Raw genomic sequence first — 26,306 nt, 5'->3', positions numbered from 1 at the left:
CTGATACATTCCATCAATCGGCCTGGCGACGCAGGAAAGCCGGGATATCCAGATAGTCCAGGTCATCCTGCGGGTTCATCTTCGCGGCAGTCGCAGCACCGGCCTGGGCCTGGTTGCGCATGACGGTCGGACGATCCAGGTCACGGTAGTTCACCGACGGCAGTTCCTGACGCGAAGGTGCTTGCGTCTGGGCGGCAGCCGATTGGCTGGTCTGCAGCGTATTGTCGATGACCTTCACAGGCTTCTCGATACGCGCACCCAGGCCGGTGGCAACCACGGTCACGTGCAGCTCGTCGCGCATGTCCGGATCGATAACGGTACCGACCTTGACCATGGCGTGCTCGGAGGCGAAGGCTTCGATGATGCTACCCACGTCGGAGTACTCACCCAGGGACAGGTCAGGACCGGCGGTGATGTTCACCAGGATGCCGCGCGCGCCTTGCAGGTTGACGTCTTCCAGCAGCGGGTTGCGAATCGCCGCTTCGGTGGCTTCACGTGCACGGTTGGGACCGCTGGCGCAGCCAGTGCCCATCATCGCCATGCCCATTTCGCTCATCACGGTACGCACGTCGGCGAAGTCGACGTTGATCATGCCCGGACGCTTGATGATGTCGGAGATACCGCGAACGGCACCGGCGAGTACATCGTCAGCCTTGGCGAAAGCCGACAGCAGGCTGGCGTCCTTACCCAGGATGGTCAGCAGCTTCTCGTTGGGAATGGTGATCAACGAGTCGACGCTTTCGCTCAGCGCGCGGATGCCTTCATCGGCGATCTGCATGCGCTTTCGGCCTTCGAACGGGAACGGACGGGTCACCACCGCAACGGTGAGGATGCCCATTTCCTTCGCCACTTCGGCAATGATCGGGGCCGCACCGGTACCGGTACCGCCACCCATGCCGGTGGTGATGAACACCATGTTGGTGCCCTGCAGCACTTCGGCGATGCGCTCGCGATCTTCCAGAGCGGCCTGACGACCGACTTCCGGATTGGCGCCGGCACCCAGGCCCTTGGTCACGCCGGTACCCAGTTGCAGGATAGTCCGCGCGCCAATGTTTTTCAGGGCCTGGGCATCGGTGTTGGCGCAGATGAACTCGACGCCTTCAATGTTGCTCTTGACCATATGGTTAACGGCGTTGCCGCCGCCACCGCCTACGCCGATAACCTTGATTACCGGACTTTGTGGGACGTTGTCTACGAGTTCGAACATGTTCCCTCTCCTTTCATTCTCTAGTTTTTTCGCCTACTTCTACTGCTTTGAAACTTTAAAAGTTGCCCTGAACCCAGCGCTTCAAGCGCTCCAGCACAGGTGCTTTCTGTTCTTCATCGCGATAGTCGTTTCTGTTGCCGCCGTTGTAGCCGGACAGGGAAATGCCGTCCGACTGCTTTTGCAGCCCGTACAGCAACAGCCCTACCCCAGTTGAATAGATCGGGTTGCGGACCACGTCCGACAGCCCTTTGACGCTATGCGGCACGCCCAGGCGCACCGGCATGTGGAAAATCTCTTCGGCCAGTTCGACCGCGCCTTCCATTTTCGAGGTACCACCGGTCAGCACGATGCCGGCCGGAATCAGGTCCTCGTAGCCGCTGCGACGCAGTTCGGCCTGGATCAGGGTGAACAGTTCGTCGTAGCGCGGCTCGACCACTTCGGCCAGGGCCTGGCGCGACAGCTCGCGTGGCGGACGGTCGCCGACGCTCGGCACCTTGATGGTTTCACCGGCACCGGCCAGTTTCGCCAGGGCACAGGCGTAGCGGATCTTGATCTCTTCGGCGTACTGGGTCGGGGTGCGCAACGCCATGGCGATGTCGTTGGTCACCTGATCACCGGCAATCGGGATCACCGCGGTGTGGCGGATCGCGCCTTCGGTGAAGATCGCGATGTCGGTGGTGCCGCCGCCGATATCCACCAGGCACACGCCCAGTTCTTTCTCGTCGTCGGTCAGCACCGAGTAGGCCGAAGCCAGTTGCTCAAGAATGATGTCGTCGATTTCCAGACCGCAGCGACGCACGCACTTCTCGATGTTCTGTGCCGCGTTCACCGCGCAGGTGACCACGTGGACCTTGGCTTCCAGACGTACGCCGGACATGCCCAGGGGTTCGCGAACGCCTTCCTGGTTGTCGATCACGTAGTCCTGCGGCAGCGTGTGCAGGACCCGCTGGTCCGCCGGAATCGCCACGGCCTGGGCCGCATCGAGCACACGTTCGAGATCCGCCGCGCTGACTTCACGATCGCGGATCGCGACAATCCCATGGGAGTTCAGGCTGCGGATGTGATTGCCCGCCACGCCGACGAACGCCGAGTGGATCCGGCAACCGGCCATCAGTTGCGCCTCTTCCACCGCACGCTGGATCGACTGCACGGTGGACTCGATATTCACCACCACGCCCTTCTTCAGGCCGCGGGAAGGATGGGTGCCGATACCGACGATTTCCAGCGTGCCATCGGCCGCGACCTCGCCCACCAGTGCCACCACCTTGGAGGTACCGATATCCAGTCCGACGATCATTTTGCCGCTTTGCACGTTTGCCATGGTCCTGCCTCTTCTTAATTCTTCGCAACGGCGGGTTTGGCCGTCACGGGTGCCACAGGTTCCCGCCATCCGACGGCCAGGCCGTTGGAATAACGCAGATCGATGCTGGCAATGTTCGTAATCTGTTCTTTCAGCGTTTTTTCATAAATGGCAATAAAACGGCGCATCTTCTCGACCAGATGATCGCGACCCAACAACAACTCGATCCCCGGCCCCGCGCTGCCCGCGCCGGTGGTCAGGAACCAGCTGCCGCGTTCACGCAGTTCCAGCCGGACAATCGAGAAACCCAGCGGGCGCAGCATCTGACTCAACACCTGATACTGCTGCATCACCTGTTGCTGGGCCCGTTGGGGACCGAACAACTGCGGCAGATGCTCGTAGTTCGCCAGTTCCCGTGGCGCGAACGCCTGGCCCTGGTTGTTCAACAACGCCCCGTCGCCCCAGCGGGCCACCGGCAATTGCTCTTCCAGGCGGATCACCACCTGGTCCGGCCACACACGCCGGACCTCGGCATGGGCGATCCACGGCATGGTTTCCAGCTCGGTGCGCATGCTCGCCAAGTCGATGGTGAAGAAGCTCGACGCGACGTACGGCGCGATCCGCTGCTGCACCGCCTGCTGGCTGATGTAGCTCAGGTCGCCCTGCACGTTGATCTTGCTGATCGGCCGATCGGCATAGGGCAACAGGCGCTGGGCACCTTCGTAGGTACCGAAACCCAGGGCCACCAGCAGCACCGGCCACATCAGGCGCTTGAAAATGCTGAAGTTGGCTTTCGGCAGGCGCACCGACATCGGCTCTTTAGCCACCATCCGGCTGGCACCCCGCGGCACCGGCTTGTTACGGCCGGGGGCGGGTGACTGATGACGAATCGATGCGCCGTGCATGGTCTTAACCTCGTACCTCGATGCTTGCCGCCAGGATCGCCAGCACCAACTGCTGGAAATCCAGGCCGGCGGCCCGCGCGGCCATGGGGACCAGACTGTGGTCGGTCATGCCCGGCGCGGTGTTGACTTCCAGGAACCAGAACTGCCCGTCGGCGTCCTGCATCACGTCGGCCCGGCCCCAACCGGCGATACCGAGCGCCTCGCAGGCCTTGGCCGTGAGGTCCATCAGTTCCTTTTCCTTGGTGCTATCGAGGCCGCAGGGAATCCGATACTGGGTATCGGAAGCCAGGTACTTGGCGTCGTAGTCGTAGAACGAATGCGGGGTGCCGAGGGCAATCGGCGGCAGGATCTGGTCGCGCAGGGTGGCGATGGTGAACTCCGGACCTTGAATCCACTGTTCAACCAATACTTGCGAATCGTAGGCGGCGGCGGCTTTCCAGGCGGCGATCAGATCGTCGGCGCAGGTCACTTTGGCCATCCCAATACTGGAGCCTTCATGAGCAGGTTTGACGATCAAAGGGAACCCCAGTTCCGCGCCGGCTGAAATACAGTCGGCCGCGGAACTCAACACGGCGTGACGCGGTGTCGGAATCCCCAGGCTGTGCCAGACCTGCTTGGTCCGCAGCTTGTCCATGGCCAGCGCCGAGGCGAGGATGCCGCTGCCGGTGTAGGGAATCCCCAGGCATTCGAGCAGGCCTTGCATGCTGCCGTCTTCACCGCCGCGACCGTGCAGAATGATAAAGGCGCGGTCGATCTTTTCATTGAGCAGGCGTTGCAGGAAATCGTCGCCCACATCGATACCGAAGGCGTCGACACCGGCGCTTTGCAGCGCTTCGAGCACCGCGTTGCCGGACTTCAGCGAGACCTCGCGCTCGGCGCTCTTGCCGCCGAACAGCACGGCGACGCGGCCGAAGGCTTTCGGCGGGACGGTCGAGAACAGGTTGGCGTAGGCAGCGGTCATTTCGACTTCTCCTGGCTGGCTACGGCAGTGGCGAACAGCGGGCTCTTGAGCAATTGCGGGGCGAGGCCACCGATATCGCCGGCGCCCTGGCAAAGCAGGATGTCACCGGGCAGCAACAGCGGCTTGACCAGCGGAGCCAGCTCGACACCACGCTCGATATAGATCGGGTCGAGCTGGCCGCGCTGGCGAATGCTGCGGCACAGCTGGCGGCTGTCCGCGCCCGGAATCGCTTCCTCCCCGGCCGGATAGACTTCCATCAACAGCAGGACATTGGCGTCGGCCAGCACCTGGACGAAATCGTCGTACAGGTCGCGGGTGCGGGTGTAGCGGTGCGGCTGATAGACCATCACCAGGCGGCGCTCCGGCCAGCCACCGCGGACAGCCTTGATCACCGCCGCGACTTCGGTCGGGTGGTGACCGTAGTCGTCCACCAGCATCACGCTGCCGCCGTCCACCGGCAGTTCGCCGTAGACCTGGAAGCGTCGACCGACGCCCTGGAAGCCCGACAGCCCCTGGACGATGGCTTCATCGCTGATGCCCTCGTCGCTGGCGATGGCGATGGTGGCCAGGGAGTTGAGCACGTTGTGGTTGCCCGGCATGTTCACCGACACGTTCAGCGGCTCGCGGTCGCGACGCAGCACGGTGAAGTGGGTCTGCATGCCGGCCTGGCGAATATTGATCGCACGCACGTCGGCGTCTTCGTGGACACCGTAGGTCACGGTCGGACGGGCGATCTGCGGAAGGATCTCGCGCACCACCGGATCGTCCAGGCAGACCACGGCCAGACCGTAGAACGGCAGGTTGTGGAGGAACTCGACGAAGGTCTTCTTCAGTTTGTTGAAGTCGCCTTCATAGGTGTCCATATGGTCGGCGTCGATGTTGGTGACCACGGCGACCAGCGGCTGCAGGTGCAGGAAGCTGGCGTCGCTTTCATCGGCTTCGGCGATCAGGTAGCGGCTGGTGCCGAGCTGGGCATTGGTGCCCGCGGCATTCAGTCGGCCACCGATGACAAAGGTCGGATCGAGGCCACCGGCGGCGAACACCGAGGCGATCAGGCTGGTGGTGGTGGTCTTGCCGTGGGTACCGGCGACGGCGATGCCGTGGCGATAGCGCATCAGCTCGGCCAGCATCTCGGCGCGCGGCACCACCGGAATGCGCCGCTCCAGGGCGGTGGCCACTTCCGGGTTGGACTTGTTCACGGCACTCGACACCACCAGCACATCGGCGTCGGCGGCGTTCTCGGCGCGGTGGCCGATAAAGATGTGGGCGCCGAAGGACTCCAGGCGCTCGGTCACCGGCGAGGTCTTCAGGTCGGAACCGGACACTTCATAGCCCAGGTTCAACAACACTTCGGCAATCCCGCACATGCCCACGCCGCCGATCCCGACGAAGTGGATACGACGGATACGGCGCATTTCCGGTTGCGGCATGGCTTTCTGATTCTCAACCATGGGCCACCTCCAGGCAGATCTCGACCACGGTGCGGGTGGCATCTGGCTTGGCCAGGCGGCGGGCAGTGCGCGCCATGCTGTTCAGTCGTTCCGGTTGCATCAAAACCTCTGTCAGGCGAGCCGCCAGGTCGGCGGCGCCAGTCGTTCTTTGCGGCAGCAGGAAGGCAGCGCCCTCCCCGGCCAGATATTCGGCATTGCGGGTCTGGTGATCGTCGATCGCATGGGGCAAGGGCACCAGCAACGAGGGCAGACCGGCGGCGGCCAGTTCACTGACGGTCAAGGCGCCGGCACGGCAGACCACCAGGTCGGCCCAGCCATAGGCTTGGGCCATGTCTTTGATAAACGGCGCCACTTGCGCCTCGACGCCGACCGCCTGGTAGCGTTCGGCGGTGATTTCGTCGTGATTGCGCCCGGCCTGGTGAAACACTTCCGGGCGGTACTCGGCCGGCACTTGCGCCAAAGCTTCGGGCAACAGCTTGTTCAACGGTTCGGCACCCAGGCTGCCGCCCAGGATCAGCAGGCGCGCGCGGCGTCCGGCGAGGTCCTGGCGCGGGGTTTCCAGGAACAGTTCGGTGCGCACCGGGTTACCGGTGGTCCGACGTTTGCCCGAGGCGCCGAAGGTATTCGGGAAAGCTTCGCAGACCCGGGTCGCCAAGGGCACCAGCAGCCGATTGGCGGTACCCGCCACGGCGTTCTGTTCATGAACGATCACCGGAATACCGGCCATCCGCGCGGCAACACCGCCGGGGCCGGTCACATAACCGCCAAAGCCCAGCACACAGACCGGCTTCAGTTCCCGCATGACCTTGCGTGCCTGCCACACCGCCTTGAGCAGGACGAACGGCGCCTTGAGCAGCGACAGTTTGCCCTTGCCCCGCAGGCCCGTGACCTGGATCAGGTGCAGCGGCAACCCGGCGCCCGGCACCAGTTCGTTCTCGATACCCCGCGGCGTGCCCAACCAGTGCACCTCGTAGCCGCGCGCCTGGAACTCCCGCGCGCAGGCCAGCGCCGGGAACACGTGTCCGCCGGTGCCACCGGCCATGATCAGCACTTTATCGGCCATGGGGTGACTCCTCGGCGAAGTCACTTTCATCGAACTCCATCTCTTCACTGCCCAGATGGGTTCGACTCTCCCACTCGATACGCAGCAACAAGCCGAGCTGGGCACAGCAAATCACCAACGAACTACCGCCGTAACTGAGGAACGGCAGGGTCAGGCCCTTGGTCGGCAGCAGGCCGACGTTCACGCCGATATTGATCAGGAATTGACCGATCCACAGAAAGGCCAGGCCGTAGGCCATATAGGCGGCAAAGAACTGCTTGGCCTTTTCCGCCCATAGGCCGATGTACATGGCCCGCACACTGACGAAAACAAACAGCGCGACCGTGAGCAGCGAACCCACCGCACCCAGCTCTTCAGCCAGTACGGAGAACACGAAGTCGGTGTGCGCTTCAGGCAGGTAGAACTGTTTCTGCACGCTGTTGCCCAGGCCCACGCCCAGCCATTCGCCACGACCGAAGGCGATCAGTGCCTGGGTCAGCTGGTAGCCGGAACCGAACTGGTCGGCCCAGGGGTCGGTAAAGGTGGTCAAACGCGCCATCCGGTAGGGTTGCGCCTTGATCAGCACCACCACCGCCACCACCGCGAGCATGACCATCAAGCCGAAGCGCAACAGCCCGACCCCGCCGAGGAACAGCATCGCCGCCGCCGCGCCCATCATCACCACGGTGGCACCGAAGTCCGGTTCCATCAGCAGCAGGCCGGCCATCGGCAGCAAGACGATGAAGGGCTTGAAGAAGCCCATCCAGCTTTCGCGGACTTCCTTCTGTCGCCGCACCAGGTAACCGGCGAGGTAGATCACCACGAAGACCTTGGCGATTTCCGAGGGCTGCACGTTAAAGAAGCTGAAGCCGATCCAGCGCATCGAACCGTTCACCTCGCGGCCGATGCCCGGTAGCAGCACCATGACCAGCAAGCCGAAAGCACCCACCAGCATCATGAAGCCCATCCGCTGCCAGGTGGCGATCGGCACCATCATGGTGGCAATGCAGGCACCCAAGCCGATGACCATGTAGATCAGATGGCGAATCATGTGGTACAGCGCGTTGCCCGACTGCACGGCGGCGACTTCCGAGGACGCCGAGGTGATCATGACCAGACCCAGCCCCAGCAGCCCCAGGGCGCCGGCCAGCATCGGGAAATCGACGTCGACGCCGTGTCCGCTGATAATCGGCGACGGATAGGGCTTGATGATATTGAAATTCATACCAACCCCTCCACGGCCTGGGCGAACAGGCGCCCGCGTTCTTCGTAGTTCTTGAACATGTCGAAACTGGCGCAGGCCGGCGACAGCAACACCGCATCACCCGGCTCGGCCAGCTCGGCACAGCGCTGTACGGCCTCGTTCAAGCTCTGCACGCGAATCAGCGGTACGGCGTCGCCCAGGGCCTGGGCCAGGAGTTCAGCATCGCGGCCGAGCAGGACCACCGCACGGCAGTGGCTCGCAACCGGGCCGCGCAGGCCGCTGAAGTCCGCGCCCTTGCCGTCGCCACCGGCAATCAGTACCAGCTTGCCGGCAATATCGGCCCCCAGGCCTTCGATGGCGGCCAGGGCCGCACCGACGTTGGTGGCCTTGGAGTCGTTGTAGTAGTTCACGCCGTTCAACTCACGGACCCACTGGCAGCGATGTTCGAGACCGGCGAAGGTCCGCAGGCTCGAGAGCATGGCGTCGAACGGCAGCCCGACCGCATGGCCCAGGGCCAGGGCCGCGAGGGCATTGGCCTGGTTGTGGGCGCCGCGAATCCGTAGTTCGCTTACTGGCATCAGGTTCTGGAATTCGAAGGCCAGGTACTTCTCGCCATTCTCTTCGCGCAGGCCGAAAGCCTTGAAGTCCGGTTTGCCGAGGCCAAAGGTCCAGCACGGCAGGCCTTCGCTCATCAGCGGCCGGGACAAGGCGTCCTGACGGTTGACCACCACCTGCCTGGCGCCACGGAAGATCCGGTGCTTGGCCAGGTGATAGGCCGGCAGGCCGCTGTAGCGGTCCATATGGTCTTCGCTGACATTCAGCACGGTGGCCACTTCGGCACCGAGGTGGTCGGTGGTTTCCAGCTGGAAGCTCGACAGTTCCATCACGTACAGCTCGACGTCGTCGCTGAGCAGGTCCAGCGCCGGGGTGCCGAGGTTGCCGCCGACAGCGACACGCTTGCCGGCCGCAGCAGCCATTTCGCCGACCAGGGTGGTGACGGTGCTTTTCGCATTGGAACCGCTGATGGCGACGATCGGCGCCTTCGCGTGACGCGCGAACAGCTCGATATCGCCGGACAATTTCACGCCACGGGCGGCCGCCGCTTGCAGGGCCGGAGTCGCCAGGGCCAGGCCGGGGCTCACGTAGAGCTCGTCGGCACGGCAGAGGAATTCGACGTCCAGCTCGCCACAACGCACTTCCACCTGCGGATAGTCACGGCGCAGCGTGGCCAGCTCCGGTGGATTTTCCCGCGTATCGGCCACGGCAAAGGCAATGCCCCGGTTCGCCAGGAAGCGAACCAGGGACATGCCGCTCTTGCCGAGGCCGACAACGATGCGGAAGTGGTCAGAAGCGATCAGTGACACGTGTTCTACCTCAGCTTCAGGGTGGCAAGGCCGACCAGCACCAGGATCACGGTGATAATCCAGAAACGGACGATCACCCGTGGTTCGGGCCAACCCTTGAGTTCAAAGTGGTGGTGAATCGGCGCCATGCGGAACACACGGCGGCCAGTCAATTTGAAGGAAGCGACCTGGATCACCACCGACAGGGTTTCCATCACGAACACACCGCCCATGATGAACAGGACGATTTCCTGGCGGACGATCACCGCAATGGTGCCCAGGGCCGCGCCCAGCGCCAGTGCGCCAACGTCGCCCATGAAAACCTGGGCCGGGTAGGTGTTGAACCAGAGGAAACCCAGGCCGGCACCGATCAGCGCGCCGCAGAACACAATCAGCTCGCCCGCGCCCGGGACATAGGGAATCAGCAGGTATTCGGCGAACTTCACGTTACCCGACAGGTAGCAGAAGATCCCCAGCGCGCCACCGACCATCACCGTCGGCATGATCGCCAGGCCGTCGAGGCCGTCGGTCAGGTTGACCGCGTTGCTCGAACCGACGATGACCAGGTAGGTCAGCACCATGAAGCCTGCACCCAGGGGAATGCTGACATCCTTGAGCATCGGTATCAGCAAGGTGGTCTCGACCGGGCTTTGCGCGGTCATGAACAGGAAGATCGCTGCACCCAGGCCGAACACCGATTGCCAGAAATATTTCCAGCGACTCGGAAGACCACGGGAGTTCTTCTCGATCACCTTGCGGTAATCGTCGACCCAGCCGATAGCACCGAACAGCAGGGTCACCAGAAGGACTACCCAGACATAGCGGTTATGCAGGTCAGCCCACAGCAGGGTGCTGATACCAATGGAGGACAAGATCAACACCCCGCCCATGGTCGGCGTACCCGACTTGGAGAGTTGAGTTTTTGGACCGTCATCGCGAATCGGCTGACCGATCTGCCGATTTTGAAGGGTCCGAATCATCCATGGGCCGAGAAACAGCGACAGAGACAGCGCAGTCAGTACCCCGAGAATCCCGCGCAGGGTCAGGTACTGAAAGACCGCAAAGCCTTTGTAGAACTGTTGCAGGTACTCCGCTAGCAGCAGCAGCATTAATGCTTCTCTCCCTTGTGTTCGTCAGAAGCGGGCCCACACAAAGCCGCCACGATGTTTTCCATCGCAGCGCTGCGCGAACCCTTGATCAAAATGGTGGTGTCCGTGTCTTGCTCGGCGCCCAGCGCCGCGATCAGATCGGCCTGGGTGGCGAAATGACGGGCGTGCGGGCCAAAGGCGTTGACGGCATGAACCATCATCGGTCCCACCGCATACAGCGCTGAAACCTTGTCGGCGGCATAAGCGCCTACTTCACGATGTCCTTGCTCCGCCCACTCGCCCAACTCGCCGATATCTCCGAGCACCAGAACGGTGCGGCCGGAAAAGCCGGCGAGTATATCAACGGCGGCCGCGATTGAGGCAGGGTTGGCGTTGTAGGTGTCGTCAATGACGCGAATGCCATTGATTGCTAATTGCGCCACCGCGCGCCCCTTGACCGGTTGTACCGCTTCCAGCCCGGCAACGATGCCCGGCAGGGAAACGCCGAGGGCATGGGCGGCGGCGGCGGCGGCCAGGGCATTGGCCACGTTGTGGGTGCCCAGCAGGTTCAGTTGCACCCGGGCACTGCCCAGGGGACTGTGCAAATCGAAACCCGGGCAGCCCCGTGGATCACGGGAAATCTGTGCGCCATGGAAATCGGCGGCGGTGTTTTCCAGGGCAAAGCTCAGGACTTTTCGACCGGCGGCACGGGCTTGCCAGATAGCGAAAGCCTTGTCGTCCAGGTTGAGGACGGCCACGCCATCGGCTTGCAGCCCTTCAATGATCTCGCCCTTGGCCTCGACGATTTTCTCGGGACCACCGAACTCGCCGACATGGGCGGTTCCGGCATTGTTCAAGATGGCCACATGGGGCTTGGTCATGGCGACGGTATAGGCAATTTCGCCTAGGCGCGAAGCCCCCAGCTCGATGACCGCCGCACTGTGTTCCGGGGCCAGCTCGAGCAGGGTCAGTGGCACGCCCAGTTCGTTGTTCAGGTTGCCGCGAGTGGCCAGGACCAGGCCACGGGTGCGCAGGATACTCGCGAGCAGCTCCTTGACCGTGGTCTTGCCGCTGGAGCCGGTAATGGCCGCCACCGGCCGGGTAAAGGCGGCGCGGTTCAGCGCGCCCAGTTGACCCAGGGCCAGACGGCAGTCGGCGACCAGCAACTGCGGCAGCTTGCTGCCGACCACTTCACGCTCGACCAGCGCCGCGACGGCGCCTTTGGCGGCGACATCCTCGAGATAATCATGACCGTCGAAACGCGGTCCGGTCAGCGCGACAAACAACTGGCCCGGCTGAATCGCCCGGCTGTCGATGCTCACGCCATTGAAGCTGGCATCGGCCGTCAACAGGCGTGCCGACAAGGCCTTCGCCACTTCGCTGAGTTTCATCGCCTCAAGCATGGCCGACCTCCCAGGCATCCAGGGCCTTGGTGGCTTCGACCAGGTCGGAGAAGGCATGGCGCTGGCCGTTGATTTCCTGATAGTCCTCATGACCTTTACCGGCCAGGACAATCACATCGTCGGCCGAGGCGCCGGCAATCAGTTCGGCGATGGCCAGACCGCGACCGGCGACAAAACGGACCTTGTCCGTGGCCACGAAGCCGGCACGGATATCGTCGAAGATCCGCGAAGGGTCTTCAGTACGTGGGTTGTCATCGGTGACCAGCGCCACATCGGCCAGACGCTCGACCACTTCGGCCATCAGCGGGCGCTTGCCGCGATCACGGTCGCCGCCGCAGCCGAACAGGCAGAGCAATTGACCCTTGGCGTGAGGGCGCAGGGCCAGCAGGACTTTTTCCAGGGCATCCGGGGTGTGGGCGTAGTCGACCACCACCAGTGGCCGGGCACCACCGCCCAGGCGCTGCATACGACCGGCCGGACCTTCGAGCTGCGGCAGTACGCGCAGGATCTCGTCCAGCGGGTAATCCAGGCCCAGCAAGGCACCGACCGCCGCCAGCAGATTGCTCAGGTTGAAGCGTCCGAGCAGCGCACCGCGCAAGTGATGCTCGCCTTGCGGCGTCACCAACGTGGCGCGCACGCCTTCGTCGCTGAATTGCGCATCGCGACAATAGAGGTAGGCGCTCGGGTCTTCCTGGCTATAGGTCAGCAGACGCGACTCATGCTTTTCCGCCGCCAGCTGGCGACCGAACTCATCGTCGATATTGATGACCCGGCAGCTCAGGTCGGCCCAGCCGAACAACTTGGCCTTGGCCGCACCATAGGCTTGCATGGTGCCGTGATAATCCAGGTGATCGCGGGACAGGTTGGTCAGCACGGCCACATCGAATGCCAGCGCGGTCACCCGGCCCTGATGCAAGCCGTGGGAAGACACTTCCATGGCCACGGCCCTGGCCCCGGCTTTCTTCAAGTCGGCCAGGCTCGCCTGCACGGCAATCGGGTCCGGCGTCGTCAGCATGCCGCTCTGCAGCGCGCCGTAAAAGCCCGTACCCAGGGTGCCAAGAATGCCGCAATGCTGGCCCAGCAAATCGAGGGCCTGGGCAATCAACTGGCTGACACTGGTCTTGCCATTGGTTCCGGTCACGCCCACCAGGTTCAGGTGGCGACTCGGATCACCGTAGAAACGCCCGGCGATATCGGACAGTTGCGCCGCCAGGCCCTTGACCGGGATCAGCGGCACATCGGTGATCGGCAGCACGGTGGCGCCTTCGACTTCATAGGCCACCGCCGCCGCGCCACGCTGCAAGGCGTCGGCAATATGGTTGCGACCGTCGACCTTGCCGCCCGGTATCGCCAGGAACAGGTCGCCGGCGCGGACTTTACGGCTGTCGAGGGCCAATTCGCGAATCAGCAGATCGCGACCGGCGTGGGCAAAAATCTTGTTCAAGCTCAGGGACATTAACCACGCCCTCCTTTTACCGGGGCAGGCGCGACAACGGCCTGCTGTTGGGGCGTTGTCGGCAAGTCGTCGGGGATGACGTTCATCAGGCGCAGGGTGCCGGACATGACTTTGCTGAAGACCGGTGCCGAGACCAGGCCACCGAAGTAACCGGCCTTGCTCGGTTCGTCGATCACCACCACGATGGCGTAGCGCGGATCGCTCATCGGGCCGAAACCGGCGAACAGCGAGCGGTAGGCGTTTTCTTCATAACCCTTGGTGCCGACCGAGGTCTTGCGCGCCGTACCGGACTTGCCGGCCACGTGATAGGCCGGCACTTTCGCGCGCCAGACACCCCGCGGCGCCTCGATCACTTGTTGCAACATACCTTGCATGGTCTTGGCGACATTTTCCGGGATAACCTGGGTACCCTCGGGAGCCTTGTCGGTCTTGATCAAGGTCAGCGGCACGATCTTGCCGTTGTTGGCCAGGGCCGAGAAGGCGTGCACCAGCTGGATCGCGGTCACCGACAGGCCGTAGCCGTAGGACAGGGTCGCGGTCTCGGCCTTGCGCCACTCGCGGTAGTTCGGCAGGTTGCCGACCCGCTCGCCGGGGAAGCCGAGGCCGGTGTCCTGGCCCAGGCCGACTTTCTGCATCACGCGGAAAATCGCTTCGCCGCCGATATCGAAGGCGACCTTGCTCATGCCGACGTTACTGGAGTTGATCAGGATGCCGGTCAGGTCGAGTACCGGGCCTTCGGTCTTGGACACGTCACGAATGGTGTACTTGCCCAACTGCAGGGTACCGGGGTAGACCTCGACCGTATCGCTGGGCTTCCAGCGGCCGGTTTCCAGGGCCGCGCTCATGGAGATCGGCTTCATGGTCGAACCCGGCTCGAACACGTCGATCATCGCGCGGTTGCGCATCATCGCCGGTTGCAGGTTGCGCCGGTTGTTGGGGTTGTAGGTCGGCTGGTTGACCATGGCGAGGATCTCGCCGGTCTTCACATCCATGATCACCAGGCTGCCGGCCTTGGCGCCGTTTTCCACCAGGGCGTTGCGCAACTCGCGGTTGGCCAGGTATTGCAGGCGCAGGTCAATGGACAACGCCAAGGGCTTGCCGGCCTTGGCGTTTTTGGTGACTTGGACATCCTTGATCAGCCGGCCGCGCCGGTCCTTGATCACCTGTCGCTTGCCGGGTACCCCGGCCAGCCACTCGTCGTAGGCCAGCTCCACCCCTTCGCGACCGTGGTCGTCGATGTCGGTAAAGCCGACCATATGGGCCGCCACTTCACCGGCCGGGTAGAACCGCCGGAACTCCTCGATGCCGTAGACGCCGGGAACCTTGAGGTCGAGCACGGACTGGCCCTGCTCCGGGGTCAGGCCACGGACCAGGTAGATGAATTCTTTATTGGCCTGCTGTTCCAGGCGTTCGGTCAGCAGCTTCGGGTCCTGCCCGAGCGCCATCGCCAACGCCGGCCAGCGATCCTTGGCCAGTTGCATTTCCTTGGCGTTGGCCCACAGCGTGGTCACCGGGGTACTGACGGCCAGGGGCTCGCCATTGCGATCGGTGATCAGGCCACGGTGCGCCGGAATCGGGATATGCCGCATGCTGCGCGCATCGCCCTGGCCGATCAGGAACGCCCGGTCGATGACCTGCAGGTCGACGATCTTCCAGCTGATATAGCCGACCATGATCGCCAGTGCGCCGAGGACCACGCGGAAGCGCCAGGGATAGAGCGCGCCTTCGAGTTTCATCATGGCGCCACCATCCTGACTTCGGATGGGCTGGGGATGCGCATCTTCAGTTGTTCGGTGGCCAGGGTTTCGATCCGGCTGTGGGCGGTCCAGGTGCTCTGCTCGAGAATCAGGCGACCCCATTCGGCCTGGGCCTTGTCACGCACGCTCAGCTCGTTGTACAGCGAGTTGAGCAGTTGACGGTTCCAGTGCGCGCTGTAGGCCACGCCGATGGCGGAAACCAGCACGGCGACAAACAGCAGGAACATGAAAAAGCTTCCGCCGGGAAGTGGCTTGGCGTAGAGCTTGCTCACCGCAGCTTCTCCGCGACACGCATGACGGCGCTGCGCGCACGTGGGTTGGCCTTGAGCTCGGCTTCCGAGGCGAACCGGGCCTTGCCATGCACTTTGATCCGCGGCTCGAAAGCCTGGTGGCGGACCGGCAGGTTACGCGGCAGGTTGTCGCTTTCGCCCTTGACCAGGCGGCGCATGAACAGTTTGACGATACGGTCTTCCAGCGAGTGGAAGCTGATGACCACCAGGCGGCCACCGACTTCCAGGGCGTCGAGCGCCGCTTCGAGGCCGGTTTCCAGGTCGCCCAGTTCGTTGTTGACGTGGATGCGCAGGCCCTGGAACGCGCGGGTCGCCGGATTCTTGCCCTTTTCCCAGGCCGGGTTGGCCACCTTCAGCACTTCGGCCAGGTCGGCGGTGCGCTCGAAGGGCTTGATCACACGACGCTCGACCACGGCCCGGGCCATACGACCGGAGAAACGTTCTTCGCCGTATTCCTTGAACACCCGGGCAATTTCTTCAGCCGGTGCGGTGGCGATGAACTCAGCCGCACTGATGCCACGGGACGGGTCCATGCGCATATCCAGCGGACCGTCGTTCATGAAACTGAAGCCCCGCTCCGGGTCGTCAAGCTGCGGCGAAGACACGCCAAGGTCCAGCAGGATGCCGTTGACCTTGCCGGCCATGTCACGCTCGACGATTTCCGAACCGAGCTCGGCAAAGCTGCGCTGCACAACGACAAAGCGGCCGTCTTCGGCCGCTAGCGCTTGCCCGGTGGCAATCGCCTGAGGATCCTTGTCGAATCCGAGGAGTCGGCCACCCGGCCCGAGCTTGCTGAGGATCAGCCGACTATGCCCGCCACGGCCGAAGGTGCCATCCAGATAGCAGCCATCAGGGCGTACGGCGAGAGCCTCGACGGCTTCGTCAAGCAGTACGGTGATGTGGTTAAAGCCGCTATCAATAGTCACAGGATCAGATCACGCAGTTCATCAGGCATCGCGCCCGGTTGTTGAATGGCCGCCAGGTCCGCTGCCGATACAGCGTTCCAGGCGTCCTCGTCCCACAGTTGAAACTTGTTCAGTTGGCCTACCAGCATCGCGTGCTTGTCCAGCTTCGCGTACTCACGCAGGCGCGGCGGCACCAGAAAACGGCCGCTGCCGTCGAGCTCGAGGTCGACGGCATTACCAATCAGCAAACGCTGCAGCCGGCGGTTCTCTTCCCGCAACGACGGCAACGCACGCAGCTTGGTTTCAATCAGTTCCCACTCGTCGAGCGGGTACACACACAAACAGGGGTCCACGGCATCAATGGTCACGATCAGTTGGCCGGAACTACGCGAAACGAGCTCGTCACGGTACCGGCTCGGCATAGCGAGACGGCCCTTTGCATCGAGACTGATAGCGTTGGCTCCGCGAAACACAGCTGCGTTTCTCCAAATATTAGCGTTTTACGTCAAAAAAACCCACTTCATGCCACTTTCCTCCACTTGCGCACACTATAGGAATGCGCCCACCACACCGTCAAGGCGCGGTCTTAAGGAAAAGCCTTACAGATCGGAGATTTAGGAGCATAAAAGGAGGTAATTCGACAATCGGGAGAGTGTTTCCGGAGACGAACTTCAACGCGCTGAGAAATTTGAGCGCGGAAGTTAAAGTGATTTGTGAAGAGTAAGATTTTTTCGGTATTACAAATGCGCTTCTGCCAGCGATTGCGTGCAGGGAGGGAAAGAGGTGGAGAGTCGATCTGTAAGCCGGGTTCTGTCGAGGACAGTCATTCCTCTACGATGGCCATCACTGGACATCTTTAGCAACCTACCCGGTTCCAGCGCGGGCCACGCCTTGGAACCCTATTTGGTCTTGCTCCGAGTGGGGTTTACCTAGCCACGAACTGTTGCCAGCCGTGCGGTGCGCTCTTACCGCACCTTTTCACCCTTACCGGCGCCGAAGCGCTTAGGCGGTTATTTTCTGTGGCACTTTCCGTAGGCTCACGCCTCCCAGGCATTACCTGGCACTCCGCCCTATGGAGCCCGGACTTTCCTCCCCCCCCTAATTTTCATAGGGGGCAGCGACTGTCCAATCGACTCTCCGCCGCGAAGGTTACCGGCACATGCCCTGAAGGACAAGCATTAAAGGCGTTTCGCCACAGGGTGCTGTCCCGGCAAACACCGCCAGGCCGGATCCCACACCCGGATCGGATCCAACCCACAGCAAAATCAGTCAGGCATTTTTCTGCCGATCCAGCGCCACCTGATACAGCAGGTTCTTGCGCACCCCGGTGATTTCCGCCGCCAGGGCCGCGGCGCGCTTGAGCGGCATTTCCTCGAGCAACAGGTCAAGAACACGCATGGCCTCACTGCCGACCGCGTCATCGTTTTCCGGTGCCGTCCAGCCGGCGACCAGCACCACGCACTCGCCACGCTGCTGATTGGCGTCCGCTTCGACAAAGCCGCGCAGCTCGCTCAGCGGCAAGCCCTTGAGGGTTTCGAAGGTCTTGGTCAGTTCACGGGCCAGCAGTGCCGGGCGCTCGGCGCCGAAAACCGTCTCCATGTCCTGCAGGCATTCAAGGATCCGATGCGGTGCCTCATAGAATATCAGCGTGCGCGGCTCTTCCTTGAGCAGCTCCAGGCGAGCCCGACGCCCCACCGCCTTGGCCGGCAGGAAACCTTCGAAAATGAACCGATCGGACGGCAGCCCCGCCGCCGAGAGCGCGGCGATCAATGCGCAAGCGCCGGGAACCGGCACTACACTGATACCTGCCGCCCGCGCCTGACGCACCAGGTGATAACCGGGATCGGAGATCAACGGCGTGCCCGCATCGGAGATCAGCGCCACGTCCTCGCCCGCCAGCAACTTGGCGATGAAACGGCTGCCTTCGTCACGTTCGTTGTGCTCGTGACAGGCCGCAAGCGGTGTCGTAATTCCGAAGTGCTGCAACAATCTGAGGGAGTGGCGGGTGTCTTCCGCGGCAATCAGCGACACGTCGCGCAACACCTTCATGGCCCGCGCACTGATGTCATCCAGGTTGCCAATGGGCGTCGCCACCACATAAAGCGAGCCGACAGCGGAATTCAAAGCACCTGGAGCAGTCAAAGCGCATACCTCGAGAAGAACGAAAACGCCATTGTAGCGCGTAGCCGCCCTGCCGATATGCTTCACAACGGCGAGCGCGGGCCCAAAAGGCGAGCGATTCGAGCGCCGTGACACGCTTTGTACGACCTAATTTGACCGTTTCACGCCAGTAACATCGCGCCCCGGCCAGTGCTTGGGTACAATTCCACGCTCATATGATCGAGTATCAGGAACACTACATGATCGCTTGCCTGCGGCTGTTCTCTGCCCTCTGCCTCGCTGCCTTGCTGGCGGCTTGCGCCAGCTCGCCCTCTTCCAGCCTTGGCGAACTCCCACGGACCCCGAATGCCAGCATCGAGCAACTGCTCGAGCAGGCGGCTTCCAGCAAGACGCCGGAACAAGCCGCCCTGCTGCGCCTGACCGCTGCCGACCTGGCCTATCGCCAGAAAGACAGCGGCCGCGCCTCGCAGATTCTCGCGCAGGTACCGCTGGATACCCTCAAGCCGGCACAGCAGGTGTACGCCAGTACCCTGGCGGCCGAACTGGCGATGACCCGCAACCAGCCCAAGGCGGCGCTGACCGCCTTGAGCCATCCGAGCCTGGAGCGCCTCAGCGAGCTGCCGGTGGACCAGCAGATTCGCACCCAGACCGTGCGCGCCCGGGCCCTTGAAGCCGACGGCCAGACCCTGGCCGCCGCTCGCGAGCGCATCTTCATCGCCCCGCTGCTCAGCGGCGATGCGGCGAAAAGCAATCACGAAGCCATCTGGGCACTGATCGCGGCCCTGCCGACCGACCAGCTGCAACCCACTGGCAACGACGATCTCAGCGGCTGGTTGAGCCTGGCGCTGGCGGTGAAATCGTCCGGCACCCTGGAACAACAGCAGGCGGCCATCGACACCTGGCGCGCGCAGAACCCCAAGCACCCGGCCGCCGTGCAATTGCCGCTGCCCCTGGTGAAACTCAAGGAACTGGCCAGCCAGCCGCTGAGCAAGATCGCCCTGCTGCTGCCGCAGGACGGCCCGCTGGCCTCGGTCGGCAAGGCCCTGCGTGAAGGCTTCATGGCCGCTCACTACCAGGCCCAACAGGCCGGCCAGAAACCGCCGGTCATCGAGTTCTACGACAGCTCGCGCCTCACCTCCCTCGACGACTTCTATCGCAAGGCCCAGGCCTCCGGCGTGCAGTTGGTGATCGGTCCGCTGGAGAAGCCGCTGGTCAAGCAGCTCAGCGCCCGTGCGCAATTGCCGATCACCACCCTGGCGCTGAACTACAGCGAAAGCGCGCAGAACCCGGCGCAGTTGTTCCAGTTCGGCCTCGCCGCCGAAGACGAAGCCCGCGAAGTGTCCCGTCGCGCCCGCGCCGACGGCCTGCACCGTGCCGCCGCCATGGTGCCGAAAGGCGAATGGGGTGATCGCGTGCTCAAGGCCTTCCGCCAGGATTGGGAAGCCAACGGCGGCACCGTGGTCGGTATCGAACGTGTCGATCAACCGGTCGCCCTGGCCCAGCAGATCGCCGACCTGTTCCAGCTGCGCCAGAGCGAAGGCCGCGCCAAGAGCCTGCAAAGCACGGTAGGCGGCCAGGTCGCCGCCCAACCGTCGCGTCGCCAGGACATCGAGTTCATCTTCCTCGCCGCGACACCGCAACAGGCGCAGCAGATCAAACCGACCCTGAACTTCCAGTACGCCGGTGATGTACCGGTGTATGCGACCTCCCACGTGTTCAGCGCCACCGGCGACCAGAACCAGTACAACGACATGAACGGCGTTCGTTTCTGCGAAACCCCTTGGCTGCTGGACGCCAACGACCCGCTGCGCAAACAGGTCACCGCGCAATGGCCACAAGCCAACGGCGCCCTCGGTCGCTTGTATGCCATGGGTGTCGACGCCTATCGCCTGGCGCCACGCCTGGGTCAACTCAAGGCCCTGCCCGACAGCCGTATCGAAGGTCTCTCCGGCAGCCTGAGCATGGATCCGGGACAACGGGTCGAACGCCAGCTGCCCTGGGCCCAGTTCGTCAGCGGTCAGGTCCAGCGCCTGCCGGATACGCCGCACTGATGGCACCCGCCGCCCACCTGGAACACGGCAAGGATGCCGAGCTCCTGGCGTTGCGGCACCTTGAACAACAGGGGCTGCGCCTGCTGGCGCAGAACTGGACATGCAAACGGGGCGAGCTTGATCTGGTCATGCTCGACGGCGATACAGTAGTATTCGTCGAAGTTCGTTACAGGAAAAACACCCAATGGGGTGGCGCACTGGGCAGCATCGATGCCCGCAAGCGCAAGAAGGTAATATTCGCCGCGCAGTATTTCCTGCAACGCGAGTCACGCTGGGCCCATTGCCCTTGCCGCTTCGACGTGGTGGCCATAGACGGCCCGGTCGAGGCGACACCCCAGTTGAACTGGCTACGGAATGCCTTCGACAGCTGATCCAGGCTGTCGACCCGGTTACTCTTTTCACCCACCGATTTTGCTCTTTGCTTTGCGGGCTGCACATTCTTGTGCCGGGCAGCTACCGGGAAAACCCGGTCCGCGCTCGACCAGCCGCCCTACTTAAGGTTACGTAGATGGACATGCAATCCCGAATTCGCCAGCTTTTCCAGGCCAGTATCGACACCAAGCAACAGGCGATGGACGTTCTTGCACCTCACATCGAGCAAGCCAGCCAGGTCATGGTCAATGCCCTGCTCAACGAAGGCAAAATGCTCTCCTGCGGCAACGGCGGCTCCGCCGGCGATGCCCAGCACTTTTCCTCGGAACTGCTCAACCGCTTCGAGCGCGAGCGACCGAGCCTGCCGGCCATTGCCCTGACCACCGACAGCTCGACCCTCACCTCGATCGCCAATGACTACAGCTACAACGAAATCTTCTCCAAGCAGATCCGCGCACTGGGCCAACCGGGCGACGTGCTGCTGGCGATTTCCACCAGCGGCAACTCCGCCAACATTATTCAGGCCATCCAGGCCGCACATGATCGCGAAATGGTTGTCGTAGCCTTGACGGGACGCGACGGCGGCGGCATGGCTTCCCTGCTGCTGCCCGAGGATGTCGAGATTCGCGTCCCGGCCAACGTCACCGCACGTATTCAGGAAGTCCACCTGCTGGCGATCCATTGCCTCTGCGATCTGATCGACAGCCAATTGTTCGGGAGTGAAGAATGACCATCAATCGCCTTAGCCTGCTGGCCTTGACCCTGTGCCTGGGCATCAGCGGCTGCAGTTCGGTACTGACCGCCACCCGCGACGAGCCGATCAACGACGATCGCGGAACCCGCACCCTGGGCAGCAAGATCGATGATTCGCTGATCGAGACCAAGGTCGCGGTCAACGTCGCCAAGGCCGATCCCGCCCTGGATAACGGCTCGCACATTGTCGTCACCAGCTATAACGGCATTGTCCTGCTGGCCGGCCAGACCCCACGCGAAGACCTCAAGGCCAAGGCCGAACAGGCCGCCGCCGCGGTTCAACGAGTGAAGAAGGTCAACAACGAGCTGCAGGTCATCGAACCGTCCTCGCTGCTGGCCCGCAGCAGCGACAACTGGCTGACCACCAAGATCAAGACCCAGATGCTGACCGATAACAGCATTCCCGGTTCGCGCATCAAGGTCGTCACCGAGAACGGCATCGTCTACCTGCTGGGCCTGGTGACCCAGGACGAAGGCGCCCGCGCCACCAACCTGGTGCAGAGCGTCGGCGGCGTGCAGAAGATCGTCAAGCTGTTCGAGTACATCGACTGATCCGCTGCCAGAATGCAGATGTAAAAAAGGCGCCTCATTCGAGGCGCCTTTTTTATTACTTCACCACCTTCAAGCTTGGCCGACCGCTAGGACGCGGCGGCTCGGAACCTGGCGGCGGACCGTCATCATCCGGCTCGACCCCATCGTCGCCCTCCAGGGGCGCTTCCAGCTCGAACACCATGCCCTGGCCGTTCTCCCGGGCGTAGATCCCGAGAATGGCGCTGATCGGCACGAAAAGCGTGTGCGGTACACCACCGAAACGCCCCTCGAAGCTGACCGCCTCGTTGTCCATGTGCAAGTGACGCACCGCGCTGGGCGAAACGTTCAAGACGATTTGCCCGTCGCTGGCAAAACCTTGCGGCACCTGGACCGAGGGATACTCGGAATTGACCAGTATGTGCGGCGTACAATCGTTATCCACTATCCATTCGTACAGAGCACGAACCAAATAAGGGCGACTGGAGTTCATAAAACGGCTCCTTAGCGCATATCGCGTTCGACACCAGACAAGCTTGCCTGGAAAGCCTCACGCGCAAACTGGCGCTCCATATAATCGAGCAACGGCTTTGCGGGCCGCGGCAATTCAATACCCATCATCGGCAGACGCCAGAGTATCGGTAATAGACAGCAGTCCACCAGACTTTGCTCATTACTCAGGAAAAATGGCTTGTCGGCAAACAACGGCGATGCCCCTGTCAGGCTCTCGCGCAATTCCTTACGCGCCTGCACCCGCGCCGGCTCCTTGCTGCGCGAATCCAGAATCACATCCACCAACGCACACCAGTCGCGCTGAATGCGATGGATCAGCAAACGGCTGTTGGCCCGCGCCACGGGATAAACCGGCAGCAGCGGTGGATGCGGATAACGCTCATCCAGGTATTCCATCACCACGGTCGACTCCCACAACGCCAGGTCACGATCGACCAGGGTGGGCAGGCTGCCGTAAGGGTTCACCTCGATCAGCTTCGGCGGTTGACGCCCCGCTTCCACGGTAATGATCTCGGCGCTGACACCCTTCTCCGCGAGCACGATGCGCACCCGGTGGGAATAGTGGTCGGCGGGGTCGGAGTAACAGGCCAACCGGTTGGTCACGCCCATGGCGGTCCTCCTCGCTTGTTGAAATTATTGAAAACGGAAAAACGAGCGCGCCCAAGACAAGCCTCCCGCAGCCCCAAAACAGAGCGAGGGTGAAACCGTTGCCGGCTCACCCCGCCCGTCCTTGCTGGCTACATCTTCAGAGGCACCCTTGGGCGCGCACGATTGACAGCTATGTTACAACGTTATCAATGCACATCCTTCCAGTATTCGCGCTTGAGCAGATAAGCGAACACGAAGAAGAAGGCCAGGTACAGCAAAACGTAGGTACCGATGCGCTGATGCTCCAGCTTCACCGGGTTGGCCGAGTAGGCCAGGAAGGTCACCAGATTCTTGACCTTCTCGTCGAATTGCTCTTCGTTCAAGGCACCGGTTTTCGGCACGATGGTCAACTGGTCGCACGCTTCATGGGTCAAAGGCGTACCGGTCAGCGGATCATACTGCTTCTTGCCCTCCTCGACGATTTGAACCTGCTTGCAACCGACGACCTGACGCCCCTGCAGGCCCACCAGCACGTTGGGCATGCCGACGTTCGGGAAGACCTTGTTGTTCACGCCCCAGGGACGCGCGGGGTCTTCGTAGAAGGATCGCAGGTAGCCATAGAGCCAGTCGGTGCCGCGTACGCGGGCCACCAGGGTCAGGTCGGGCGGTGCCGCGCCGAACCAGGCCTTGGCGTCGGCCGGCTGCATGCCGATGGTCATGTGGTCGCCGATCTTGGCACCAGTGAACACCAGGTTCTTGAGCATCAGGTCATGGGGAATCCCCAGGTCATCGGCGACACGTTCATAGCGCTGGAACTTGGCACTGTGGCAACCCATGCAATAGTTGGCAAAGGTCCGTGCACCATCCTGCATGGCCGCCTTGTCGGAAACATCGATGTTGACCTTTTCAAGATCAGGACCATGCTCGTCAGCGAAAGACAGGAGTGGCAGGGCCACAAGCATCAAGACTGCAAATAATTTTTTCATCAGCCAGTCACCCTTTCCGGTACCGGTTTGGTCTTCTCGAGCCGGGTATAGAACGGCATCAGAATGAAGTAGGCGAAGTACAGGACCGTGCAGATCCGCGACAGCAGCGTGCGCTCCGGCGTCGGCGGCATCACACCCAGCCAGCCGAGGGTAACGAAGGCGATGCAGAACACCCACAACCAGATCTTGCTCAGCCAACCCTTGTAGCGCATCGACTTCACGGGACTGCGGTCCAGCCACGGCAGGACGAACAGCACGGCGATCGACGCGCCCATGGCCATGACACCCATGAGCTTGTCCGGAACCGCCCGCAGGATCGCGTAGAACGGCGTGAAGTACCAGACCGGGGCAATGTGCTCGGGGGTCTTGAAGGCGTTGGCCACTTCGAAGTTGGGTTTTTCGAGGAAATAGCCGCCCATTTCCGGGAAGAAGAACACGATGGAGCAGAAGATGAACAGGAACACCACCACGCCGACGATATCCTTCACGGTGTAGTACGGGTGGAAGGCGATGCCGTCCAGCGGTACGCCGTTCTCGTCCTTGTGCTTCTTGATGTCGACGCCATCCGGGTTGTTCGAACCGACCTCGTGCAGCGCCAGTACGTGCAGCACCACCAGGCCGAGGATGACGATCGGCAGGGCCACCACGTGCAGGGCGAAGAAGCGGTTCAGGGTGATCCCGGAAATCAGGTAGTCACCACGAATCCACTGGGTCAGGTCGTTGCCGATGACCGGGATCGCACCAAACAGCGAGATGATCACCTGGGCACCCCAGTAGGACATCTGCCCCCACGGCAGCAGGTAGCCCATGAACGCCTCGGCCATCAGCGCCAGGTAGATCAGCATGCCGAACAGCCACACCAGCTCACGGGGTTTCTGGTACGAACCGTAGAGCAGGCCACGGAACATGTGCAGGTAGACCACGATAAAGAACGCCGAAGCGCCGGTGGAGTGCAGCAGGCGCAGGATCGAGCCGTACTCGACGTCACGCATGATGTATTCGACGGAGGCGAAGGCTTCTTCCGCCGAAGGGGTGTAGCTCATGGTCAGCCAGACACCGGTGACGATCTGATTGACCAGTACCAGCAGGGCCAGGGAGCCAAAAAAGTAGAAAAAGTTGAAGTTCTTCGGAGCGTAATACTTGCTGAGATGGTCTTCCCACATCTTGGTGGCGGGAAAGCGCGCATCGACCCAATCCATGAACTTGCTCATCACGCTTTCTCCATATCGACGCCAATCACAACAATCGTGTCGGACTCATAGGAATGCGGCGGAACTGGCAGGTTCAAAGGCGCGGGTTGCGACTTGTAGACTCGGCCAGCCAGATCGTAGTGAGAACCGTGGCAAGGGCAGAAATAGCCACCGACCCAGTCGGCGCCCAGATCGGCGGGCGCCACTTCCGGACGGAAGGTGGGTGAGCACCCCAGATGCGTGCAGATACCGATCAACAGCAGCAGCTCTGGCTTGATCGCGCGATTCTTGGGGTCGACATAGGTGGGTTGTACAGAAGCCTTGGACTCGGGGTCGGACAAGCGATCCTCGATCTTGGCCAGATTACCCAGAATCTCGGGGGTCCGATGGACGATAAAGACCGGTTGACCTCGCCACTCGGCAATCATCTGCTGTCCGGGTTCAATCTTGCTGATATTCACCTTCACGGGTGCCCCCGCGGCTTTCGCCTTGGCACTGGGAAACCATGACCCCACGAACGGGACCGCAGCCCCCACCGCTCCTGCAGCTCCTACCACGGATGTGGCTGCTACGAGGAAGCGACGCCGGCCTGCATTCACGCCGTCATTGCTACTCATTCAGTCCTCTCCCATCAGCTTTGTGGCCTGTTAAATCAGGCGTCTACTAAGTGAATTTTTGTACTTATAAATTTTGCCGAATGGTAATGAAAAGCCACACGTATGACAAGGTAATTACCAGCCCCACCCTGCCCCAAGCCTTGTAGTATAGGGGCTCTACGGATGTGGCAAGTTGTCACAGGAAAATATTTCGCCCATAAAAAAACCCGGTTTCGCGAGGAAACCGGGCTTTTTGTAGAACGTATGCTGAAACGTAGAGCCGGTACGGGACCGAA

The 26,306-nt window shown here is 62.3% G+C and carries 25 protein-coding genes and 1 other RNA gene; 4 read left to right on the top strand and 22 right to left on the bottom strand.

All coding sequences use genetic code 11. The annotated features are described in order from the left end of the window. Positions 1–13 precede the first annotated feature (13 nt). The 17 genes from ftsZ to rsmI form a co-directional block, all read right to left on the bottom strand. Positions 14–1,207: a cell division protein FtsZ gene (gene ftsZ / locus HX830_RS06990; protein ID WP_103494534.1), complete on the bottom strand. Its 1,194-nt coding sequence runs from the start codon at positions 1,205–1,207 to the stop codon at positions 14–16. A 55-nt stretch (positions 1,208–1,262) separates the two neighbouring features. Next, a complete protein-coding gene (ftsA, locus tag HX830_RS06985) occupies positions 1,263–2,528 on the bottom strand; it encodes a cell division protein FtsA (RefSeq protein WP_100941307.1) in 1,266 nt (421 codons plus the stop codon). 14 nt (positions 2,529–2,542) lie between these two features. After that, entirely contained in the window at positions 2,543–3,412 is an 870-nt protein-coding gene (locus HX830_RS06980; RefSeq protein WP_152741171.1) for a cell division protein FtsQ/DivIB, read from the bottom strand. Between the two features lie 4 nt (positions 3,413–3,416). Further along, complete coding sequence (locus tag HX830_RS06975) at positions 3,417–4,373, bottom strand: D-alanine--D-alanine ligase (protein ID WP_177099480.1); 957 nt, start codon at positions 4,371–4,373, stop codon at positions 3,417–3,419. Further along, complete coding sequence (gene murC, locus HX830_RS06970; RefSeq protein ID WP_103494531.1) at positions 4,370–5,824, bottom strand: UDP-N-acetylmuramate--L-alanine ligase; 1,455 nt, start codon at positions 5,822–5,824, stop codon at positions 4,370–4,372. Before murC ends, HX830_RS06975 begins: the two co-directional genes overlap by 4 nt. Beyond that, the gene (gene murG, locus HX830_RS06965; protein ID WP_100941303.1) at positions 5,817–6,887 is read right to left on the bottom strand and encodes an undecaprenyldiphospho-muramoylpentapeptide beta-N-acetylglucosaminyltransferase; all 1,071 of its coding nucleotides are present in this window, start codon (positions 6,885–6,887) and stop codon (positions 5,817–5,819) included. Before murG ends, murC begins: the two co-directional genes overlap by 8 nt. After that, positions 6,877–8,091: a putative lipid II flippase FtsW gene (gene ftsW, locus HX830_RS06960; RefSeq protein WP_177099478.1), complete on the bottom strand. Its 1,215-nt coding sequence runs from the start codon at positions 8,089–8,091 to the stop codon at positions 6,877–6,879. Before ftsW ends, murG begins: the two co-directional genes overlap by 11 nt. Next, positions 8,088–9,434 carry a UDP-N-acetylmuramoyl-L-alanine--D-glutamate ligase gene (gene murD / locus HX830_RS06955; protein WP_177099476.1) on the bottom strand — a complete coding sequence of 449 codons (1,347 nt, stop codon included), beginning with the start codon at positions 9,432–9,434 and terminating at the stop codon, positions 8,088–8,090. The genes ftsW and murD overlap by 4 nt, the downstream gene beginning before the upstream one ends. 5 nt (positions 9,435–9,439) lie before the next feature. After that, complete coding sequence (gene mraY / locus HX830_RS06950; protein WP_152741173.1) at positions 9,440–10,522, bottom strand: phospho-N-acetylmuramoyl-pentapeptide-transferase; 1,083 nt, start codon at positions 10,520–10,522, stop codon at positions 9,440–9,442. Then, positions 10,522–11,904: a UDP-N-acetylmuramoyl-tripeptide--D-alanyl-D-alanine ligase gene (locus tag HX830_RS06945; protein ID WP_177099474.1), complete on the bottom strand. Its 1,383-nt coding sequence runs from the start codon at positions 11,902–11,904 to the stop codon at positions 10,522–10,524. The genes mraY and HX830_RS06945 overlap by 1 nt, the downstream gene beginning before the upstream one ends. Next, complete coding sequence (locus tag HX830_RS06940; protein ID WP_177099472.1) at positions 11,897–13,360, bottom strand: UDP-N-acetylmuramoyl-L-alanyl-D-glutamate--2,6-diaminopimelate ligase; 1,464 nt, start codon at positions 13,358–13,360, stop codon at positions 11,897–11,899. The genes HX830_RS06945 and HX830_RS06940 overlap by 8 nt, the downstream gene beginning before the upstream one ends. Continuing rightward, positions 13,360–15,096 (bottom strand): peptidoglycan D,D-transpeptidase FtsI family protein, encoded by a 1,737-nt coding sequence (locus tag HX830_RS06935; protein ID WP_177099622.1) that lies wholly within the window; start codon positions 15,094–15,096, stop codon positions 13,360–13,362. The genes HX830_RS06940 and HX830_RS06935 overlap by 1 nt, the downstream gene beginning before the upstream one ends. Further along, positions 15,096–15,389 carry a cell division protein FtsL gene (gene ftsL, locus HX830_RS06930; RefSeq protein WP_100941296.1) on the bottom strand — a complete coding sequence of 98 codons (294 nt, stop codon included), beginning with the start codon at positions 15,387–15,389 and terminating at the stop codon, positions 15,096–15,098. The genes HX830_RS06935 and ftsL overlap by 1 nt, the downstream gene beginning before the upstream one ends. Further along, positions 15,386–16,333, bottom strand: coding sequence for a 16S rRNA (cytosine(1402)-N(4))-methyltransferase RsmH (gene rsmH / locus HX830_RS06925; RefSeq protein WP_370868312.1), 948 nt, complete (start codon positions 16,331–16,333; stop codon positions 15,386–15,388). Before rsmH ends, ftsL begins: the two co-directional genes overlap by 4 nt. After that, positions 16,330–16,785 (bottom strand): division/cell wall cluster transcriptional repressor MraZ, encoded by a 456-nt coding sequence (gene mraZ, locus HX830_RS06920; protein WP_100941295.1) that lies wholly within the window; start codon positions 16,783–16,785, stop codon positions 16,330–16,332. The genes rsmH and mraZ overlap by 4 nt, the downstream gene beginning before the upstream one ends. Positions 16,786–17,095: 310 nt before the next feature. Beyond that, positions 17,096–17,449: RNase P RNA component class A (gene rnpB / locus HX830_RS06915), an RNA gene on the bottom strand. Positions 17,450–17,581: 132 nt separating this feature from the next. Then, positions 17,582–18,436, bottom strand: a complete 855-nt coding sequence (rsmI, locus tag HX830_RS06910; protein WP_177099470.1) for a 16S rRNA (cytidine(1402)-2'-O)-methyltransferase — start codon at positions 18,434–18,436, stop codon at positions 17,582–17,584. Positions 18,437–18,672: 236 nt separating this feature from the next. Here rsmI and HX830_RS06905 point away from each other — a divergent pair, with 236 nt between their 5' ends. The 4 genes from HX830_RS06905 to HX830_RS06890 all read left to right on the top strand — a co-directional run bounded on the left by HX830_RS06905 (position 18,673) and on the right by HX830_RS06890 (position 22,161). Next, a complete protein-coding gene (locus tag HX830_RS06905; protein ID WP_103494523.1) occupies positions 18,673–20,484 on the top strand; it encodes a penicillin-binding protein activator in 1,812 nt (603 codons plus the stop codon). After that, on the top strand, positions 20,484–20,855 hold the full coding sequence (locus HX830_RS06900) for a YraN family protein (RefSeq protein WP_177099468.1): 372 nt from the start codon (positions 20,484–20,486) through the stop codon (positions 20,853–20,855). The genes HX830_RS06905 and HX830_RS06900 overlap by 1 nt, the downstream gene beginning before the upstream one ends. A gap of 137 nt (positions 20,856–20,992) precedes the next feature. Further along, entirely contained in the window at positions 20,993–21,586 is a 594-nt protein-coding gene (locus HX830_RS06895) for a phosphoheptose isomerase (protein WP_103494521.1), read from the top strand. After that, entirely contained in the window at positions 21,583–22,161 is a 579-nt protein-coding gene (locus tag HX830_RS06890; protein ID WP_152741179.1) for a BON domain-containing protein, read from the top strand. The genes HX830_RS06895 and HX830_RS06890 overlap by 4 nt, the downstream gene beginning before the upstream one ends. 55 nt (positions 22,162–22,216) lie before the next feature. Here HX830_RS06890 and HX830_RS06885 read toward each other — a convergent pair whose 3' ends face one another. From HX830_RS06885 to petA, 5 genes are all read right to left on the bottom strand, one after another. After that, entirely contained in the window at positions 22,217–22,630 is a 414-nt protein-coding gene (locus HX830_RS06885) for a ClpXP protease specificity-enhancing factor (RefSeq protein ID WP_103494519.1), read from the bottom strand. An 11-nt stretch (positions 22,631–22,641) separates the two neighbouring features. Beyond that, positions 22,642–23,259, bottom strand: a complete 618-nt coding sequence (locus tag HX830_RS06880; RefSeq protein ID WP_177099466.1) for a glutathione S-transferase N-terminal domain-containing protein — start codon at positions 23,257–23,259, stop codon at positions 22,642–22,644. A gap of 185 nt (positions 23,260–23,444) precedes the next feature. Beyond that, entirely contained in the window at positions 23,445–24,224 is a 780-nt protein-coding gene (locus HX830_RS06875) for a cytochrome c1 (RefSeq protein ID WP_152741180.1), read from the bottom strand. Next, positions 24,224–25,435 (bottom strand): cytochrome b, encoded by a 1,212-nt coding sequence (locus tag HX830_RS06870; RefSeq protein WP_100941287.1) that lies wholly within the window; start codon positions 25,433–25,435, stop codon positions 24,224–24,226. The genes HX830_RS06875 and HX830_RS06870 overlap by 1 nt, the downstream gene beginning before the upstream one ends. Next, positions 25,435–26,031, bottom strand: coding sequence for a ubiquinol-cytochrome c reductase iron-sulfur subunit (gene petA, locus HX830_RS06865; RefSeq protein ID WP_152741181.1), 597 nt, complete (start codon positions 26,029–26,031; stop codon positions 25,435–25,437). The genes HX830_RS06870 and petA overlap by 1 nt, the downstream gene beginning before the upstream one ends. Positions 26,032–26,306: the final 275 nt, after the last annotated feature.

Source organism: Pseudomonas gingeri, from assembly GCF_013385425.1.
Taxonomy (GTDB): Bacteria; Pseudomonadota; Gammaproteobacteria; order Pseudomonadales; family Pseudomonadaceae; genus Aquipseudomonas; species Aquipseudomonas gingeri_D.
The sequence above is the reverse complement of the archived record's forward strand: the minus strand, read 5'-3'. Positions and strand labels throughout refer to the sequence as shown.

Excerpts from the sequence above, each read along its gene's own strand:
- ftsZ (WP_103494534.1), bottom strand. The coding sequence starts at position 1,207 with ATGTTCGAACTCGTAGACAACGTCCCACAAAGTCCGGTAATCAAGGTT.
- ftsA (WP_100941307.1), bottom strand. The coding sequence starts at position 2,528 with ATGGCAAACGTGCAAAGCGGCAAAATGATCGTCGGACTGGATATCGGT.
- HX830_RS06980 (WP_152741171.1), bottom strand. The coding sequence starts at position 3,412 with ATGCACGGCGCATCGATTCGTCATCAGTCACCCGCCCCCGGCCGTAAC.
- HX830_RS06975 (WP_177099480.1), bottom strand. The coding sequence starts at position 4,373 with ATGACCGCTGCCTACGCCAACCTGTTCTCGACCGTCCCGCCGAAAGCC.
- murC (WP_103494531.1), bottom strand. The coding sequence starts at position 5,824 with ATGGTTGAGAATCAGAAAGCCATGCCGCAACCGGAAATGCGCCGTATC.
- murG (WP_100941303.1), bottom strand. The coding sequence starts at position 6,887 with ATGGCCGATAAAGTGCTGATCATGGCCGGTGGCACCGGCGGACACGTG.
- ftsW (WP_177099478.1), bottom strand. The coding sequence starts at position 8,091 with ATGAATTTCAATATCATCAAGCCCTATCCGTCGCCGATTATCAGCGGA.
- mraY (WP_152741173.1), bottom strand. The coding sequence starts at position 10,522 with ATGCTGCTGCTGCTAGCGGAGTACCTGCAACAGTTCTACAAAGGCTTT.
- HX830_RS06945 (WP_177099474.1), bottom strand. The coding sequence starts at position 11,904 with ATGCTTGAGGCGATGAAACTCAGCGAAGTGGCGAAGGCCTTGTCGGCA.
- HX830_RS06940 (WP_177099472.1), bottom strand. The coding sequence starts at position 13,360 with ATGTCCCTGAGCTTGAACAAGATTTTTGCCCACGCCGGTCGCGATCTG.
- HX830_RS06935 (WP_177099622.1), bottom strand. The coding sequence starts at position 15,096 with ATGAAACTCGAAGGCGCGCTCTATCCCTGGCGCTTCCGCGTGGTCCTC.
- HX830_RS06905 (WP_103494523.1), top strand. The coding sequence starts at position 18,673 with ATGATCGCTTGCCTGCGGCTGTTCTCTGCCCTCTGCCTCGCTGCCTTG.
- HX830_RS06900 (WP_177099468.1), top strand. The coding sequence starts at position 20,484 with ATGGCACCCGCCGCCCACCTGGAACACGGCAAGGATGCCGAGCTCCTG.
- HX830_RS06895 (WP_103494521.1), top strand. The coding sequence starts at position 20,993 with ATGGACATGCAATCCCGAATTCGCCAGCTTTTCCAGGCCAGTATCGAC.
- HX830_RS06890 (WP_152741179.1), top strand. The coding sequence starts at position 21,583 with ATGACCATCAATCGCCTTAGCCTGCTGGCCTTGACCCTGTGCCTGGGC.
- HX830_RS06885 (WP_103494519.1), bottom strand. The coding sequence starts at position 22,630 with ATGAACTCCAGTCGCCCTTATTTGGTTCGTGCTCTGTACGAATGGATA.
- HX830_RS06880 (WP_177099466.1), bottom strand. The coding sequence starts at position 23,259 with ATGGGCGTGACCAACCGGTTGGCCTGTTACTCCGACCCCGCCGACCAC.
- HX830_RS06875 (WP_152741180.1), bottom strand. The coding sequence starts at position 24,224 with ATGAAAAAATTATTTGCAGTCTTGATGCTTGTGGCCCTGCCACTCCTG.
- HX830_RS06870 (WP_100941287.1), bottom strand. The coding sequence starts at position 25,435 with ATGAGCAAGTTCATGGATTGGGTCGATGCGCGCTTTCCCGCCACCAAG.
- petA (WP_152741181.1), bottom strand. The coding sequence starts at position 26,031 with ATGAGTAGCAATGACGGCGTGAATGCAGGCCGGCGTCGCTTCCTCGTA.